We start from the raw sequence: 4406 nt of genomic DNA on the forward strand, positions 1-4406 counted from the left end.
TGCTTGGTGTTTTTTTGCTGAACCAAATTTACAAGTTGGAGACCACCTTTTTCTTTTTGGTTGCAGAAATTTCAACTAACTTTGGGGCATCTTCCATAAAAAAAATTCATCCTTGATTGTATCAAGATAAATTCCTCCGCTGTAGCACTTGAAAACCCGACCATTCAGATGCTTTTGCAAATATTCATAATAAGGAAAGCCGCCCAAGATAATAAAAAAATCTTCTTTCAAATCGAATCCTTTTTTTTCAAGGGCTCTTAGAACGTCGGTACACCACTCGCGTCTAGCCGCTGCGGGTTTATCTTTGAGATAGCTATTATAGTAGCTGATTTCCTCATTTTTCTCAAGAAGACCGTATTTACCGGACAAAATAAACCAATCATCGCAATTAGTTTCTGCATATTCTCTTGATTTGAGGAAAATGTTCCCTTTATACATATCTTGTGCTGGGAAAGCCTTATCTTTGTCGGATGCTGCTTCAGGATTTTTCTTTTTGCTGCATGCAACAAGCCCAATGATTCGACCCATTATAAGCCTCCAATTAAAATATTGTAAAATGGCAATTAATCGTTTTTCTCCATAAATATACTCCTAAAATATCAAAATCCGTACATTTTTTTGCGAAATTACTCCTTGTGGCTTTGAATACATCCATTTATGCGTCTCTAATTGTCGCATGTGCATAATATATTTATAAGCAAGCAAAGGAGTTTTTTATGTCCGAAAATAAGATGACAGGTAGTTTTGTGGCATTGACCGAAGAGGAAATGAACAAGGCTTTCCGCTACTACAATTACGTGCGGGAGTTTTACGGTTATCTGTGCGACTCGTTGGACCTGGTTTTCGAAGACGGTTGTGATGAGTTTGACCCGGCGTATGCCCCGGCCGAGAAGGAATTCTCGGAAACGGAGGGCCTGGACAAGAGCAATCCGAGGGCGGTCGCAAACGACAAGCTGTCGCGTGCCATCGCCGCTTACGAAAGAATGCAAGAAATCGTCGACCTCATAGACGAAGCCAAGTGCAAAGAAATGGAGGACCGGCGGGGCATTTTGCAGGATACTCACAAGATTGCCCTCACGAGTATTGCGGAATGGTTTCCCTCATCTTCACTTTGGCGTGAATTCGGCGAAGCCTCGCAAAAATGGCTCGAAAAATACGCCGATGAAGCCCAGGGCGACATGAGGATTATGGAAGCGGGCATGCTCGAAGACGATATCCGCAGGGTTTTCGCCTTGCAAAAGGAATGCCTTGAAAAATTCCTGCCAGAAAAGATTCAGGAACTGAAGTCCTTGAAAGATGTCATTCGTTAATGGTGAAAAGGTAAATTCATGAAATACGAAGATCGCAGAAGCCCTGAATACGTGAACGGCATAATCGACCATCTGATTGAGGATTCTCGCTGGATAAAGGCTCAGAAGAAAAGCGAGATGGAGTGTAGGCACCATCAGGAGATGCAGCTCCTGGCGCGCAAAGTCATTGCCAATGCGCGGTTCGAACACAGCAAGGAAAACATCGACAAACTGTTGCGCTTGAACCGGCGACTTCACGAACTTCAGGACGAGTGCGCCAAAACCGCATTTAATATGTACAAGGATTTGACAGCGCTTATGGAGCAGGGCAAGACCTACTACAAGACCTTTTGCATAGAAAGTAAAATCATTTACGAATCCGAAGAAGATTGGGAAGGTGAAGTTGGTGGGTTATACGATTCCTACGACAGGGGGAATCGTTTTGAAGTAGGCATTTGTGATGCCCCTGGCAAGGAACCGACTGATTATAAGGAATTGAATGCCTGGCACGAAGAGTTAAACTGGAACATTGAGTGCCTTGAACTGCCGGAATTCAAGGACGAATGTATCTGCTTTGCGATGCACAAGTTCTTTGCCGATGGCTGTTACTCCTTGGAAGACGCCATGCACATGAAATTGGAAGATTTTCATATATATACGAAAATACATATATAGAGGTTGACTATGAAAAAGCAATCTAAACCCAAATTCAAGAGCATCTTTGTTCTTCATGTCTACAAATATGGTTGGAGCAAAGACAAGCTTGCATACCATATAGATCAAGACGAGCTAGAAAGTAAAGGTGGTGCTCGTCCGGGAATTGATATTTGGGACTATGATGTCGGTTATTTTCAGACCTTGCATGCGGCTGAAAAACGTATCAAGAAAATTGTGGGGGAGAATCAAGAGGAACTTTATAGTTTTCTTATCGAAGAAAAACCGCAGGAATGTATGATACGCAAGGGCGATTACCTGACAATTCGGCGCTATCTGAAAGACGGATCGCTTTGGCAGGAGAGCAAGGTCTCGACAATCCGGGAATACGATGGCAAGAACTGTGAATTGGGCGATACATGCTTTTACGGGCGCGACCTGAGAACTATTCCCTTCAAGGAAGGGGATATCGTCGAGATTGCTCGAAAGGACTTTATGGAGTTGGGAATCATTTGGGATTTACCTGCCACGAAGAAGCGGATGAAAAGAATCTGGTCAAGATATATCAAGCAATTGGGTCCCGATATTGCTTGGGTTCACCCCGACGATTCCGATGATGGTTACACCGTCGTTGGTTATTCTTTGGGCAAAGATGGCAAAATCGGCTTTGGACACAGTCATCCCGCCGTAGTTGACGTTCTCCCTCCCTCGCTTCCCGTGCCCAAGAAATTTGCACAGCAACTTCGCAAGTGCCTGCGAACTTTGAAAAAGGAAGAAGCGGTATACATACTCGAAAAGGAACGGGAAAAAAAGAACGCGAAAAGCGCAAAGTGAGACCTTATGCATAATCAAGATGTGTATCAGCTGGTAGCGACGATTCTCCCGAATGGTGTTGACGGTGAAAAGGTCCAGCACGATCTTGGAATCTGGACAAAGTTACGTGACGCCAAGAAGCAGATGAAGGATTTCGTGAGAAACGGCAATTTCTATTGCCCCGTTTATTGCTATTCCATCCAGTTCCTTCCGCTGAACGAGGATTTAGAATACCAATCCGAACGCGAGATAAACGTCTATTCGCCTGATGGAAAGTTGCAGATCAAGGAATTTAATATGATTTCGTGCGGCGCAACTTGGAGTAAGGAACTTAATCTCAATATCCGTGCATTTGTTGATATGGGCCCGCAAAAGAAATCATATTTCGTGCTATACAATCACTGGCGCCCAGGGCTTGCGACCAAGTGCGCGCGAATATCCTTCTTGGAGCCGAAATATGAATTGGGCGCATCGTATAACAAATCTATCTGGGTTCTGAATGACCGCGAGAAAGAAATCTTGTGCAATTTCTTAAAATCGCCAAAGGAACGCAATGAGGATGTCCATAATGTATGGCAGGCAGCAATCTTTGCGTTCAACAATGAAGTCGACGGCGTTGATGAATGCCGCGCACTGCCATACGACTTACCCATGCCAGATTATATGGCTTTAGAGGCTTAAAATGTACGAATTGAAGCAAATTTCATCGCGATGCTATTATATCGAAAGTCCTTCTAAAATTGGACTTGTAAAACTCAATGGAAACGATGTCTGCTTGATTGATTCTGGTAGCGATAAAAATGCGGGGAAAAAGGTTCGGCAACACCTGGATGCGAATGGCTGGAATCTCAAGGCGATTTACAATACGCATTCGCATGCAGATCACATCGGTGGAAACGAATTCCTACAGAACTTGACGAATTGCAAAATATATGCCCCGTCTATAGAATGTGATTTTACGCGTCATCCAATTCTTGAACCCGCTTTTTTGTATGGCGGTTATCCGTTTGCAGAACTTAGGCACAAGTTTTTGTTGGCCGCAGAAAGTAATGCGGAATTCTTGACGGGCGATGTGCTCCCCGAAGGAATTTCGCAAATTCCGCTATCTGGACATTTCTTTGATATGGTTGGCTTTAATGTTGTGGATAACGACAAAACAGTTGCGTTTATCGCAGACAGCCTTTCTAGCGAGGCAATCCTTGAAAAATATCAAATCGGCCTCATCTATGATGTAGCAAAATACCTTGAAACACTTGAGGCTGTAAAAACACTAGAAGCGGATGTTTTTGTCCCTACCCATGCAGATCCGACAGAAAATATTGTGCCATTGGCACAGATTAACATAGACAAAGTTCATGAGGTCTCGGAAAATATTCTGACTTTTTGCAAAGAACCTGTTTGTTTTGAGATTCTTTTGCAAAAGCTGTTTACGCATTATTCGCTTTCGATGAATGCACAACAATACGTTCTTGTTGGTAGCACCATTCGGAGCTATCTTTCGTGGCTCAAGGATAGTGGGAAGATGGAAATTTCCTTCGAAAACAACATGTTTTTAGGTAACGTATATTTTCTTTCGCAAATTCCACTAAGGGGGTAAAAAAATAGGATGTTCCAATTTTTAGATTTGAAATAACCACAAATCAAACACAA

6 protein-coding genes are annotated in these 4406 nt (G+C 43.1%); 5 read left to right on the forward strand and 1 reads right to left on the reverse strand.

Translation table 11 applies throughout. The features are described 5' to 3' along the window. Positions 1-75: 75 nt before the first annotated feature. Entirely contained in the window at positions 76-528 is a 453-nt protein-coding gene (locus BUB55_RS13535; protein WP_073192382.1) for a DUF6884 domain-containing protein, read from the reverse strand. Positions 529-716: 188 nt separating this feature from the next. Here BUB55_RS13535 and BUB55_RS13540 point away from each other — a divergent pair, with 188 nt between their 5' ends. From BUB55_RS13540 to BUB55_RS13560, 5 genes are read left to right on the forward strand one after another with little or no spacing between them, the layout of a single operon-like run. After that, on the forward strand, positions 717-1310 hold the full coding sequence (locus tag BUB55_RS13540; RefSeq protein WP_073192384.1) for a hypothetical protein: 594 nt from the start codon (positions 717-719) through the stop codon (positions 1308-1310). A gap of 18 nt (positions 1311-1328) precedes the next feature. Then, positions 1329-1964, forward strand: a complete 636-nt coding sequence (locus BUB55_RS13545) for a hypothetical protein (protein ID WP_073192386.1) — start codon at positions 1329-1331, stop codon at positions 1962-1964. Between the two features lie 9 nt (positions 1965-1973). After that, positions 1974-2777, forward strand: coding sequence for a hypothetical protein (locus BUB55_RS13550; RefSeq protein WP_073192388.1), 804 nt, complete (start codon positions 1974-1976; stop codon positions 2775-2777). Between the two features lie 6 nt (positions 2778-2783). Then, complete coding sequence (locus tag BUB55_RS13555; protein ID WP_073192390.1) at positions 2784-3437, forward strand: hypothetical protein; 654 nt, start codon at positions 2784-2786, stop codon at positions 3435-3437. Position 3438: 1 nt separating this feature from the next. Beyond that, positions 3439-4353 carry an MBL fold metallo-hydrolase gene (locus BUB55_RS13560; protein ID WP_073192392.1) on the forward strand — a complete coding sequence of 305 codons (915 nt, stop codon included), beginning with the start codon at positions 3439-3441 and terminating at the stop codon, positions 4351-4353. The last annotated feature ends 53 nt before the right edge of the window (positions 4354-4406 follow it).

This window comes from Fibrobacter sp. UWP2 (assembly GCF_900141705.1).
Lineage (GTDB): Bacteria > Fibrobacterota > Fibrobacteria > Fibrobacterales > Fibrobacteraceae > Fibrobacter.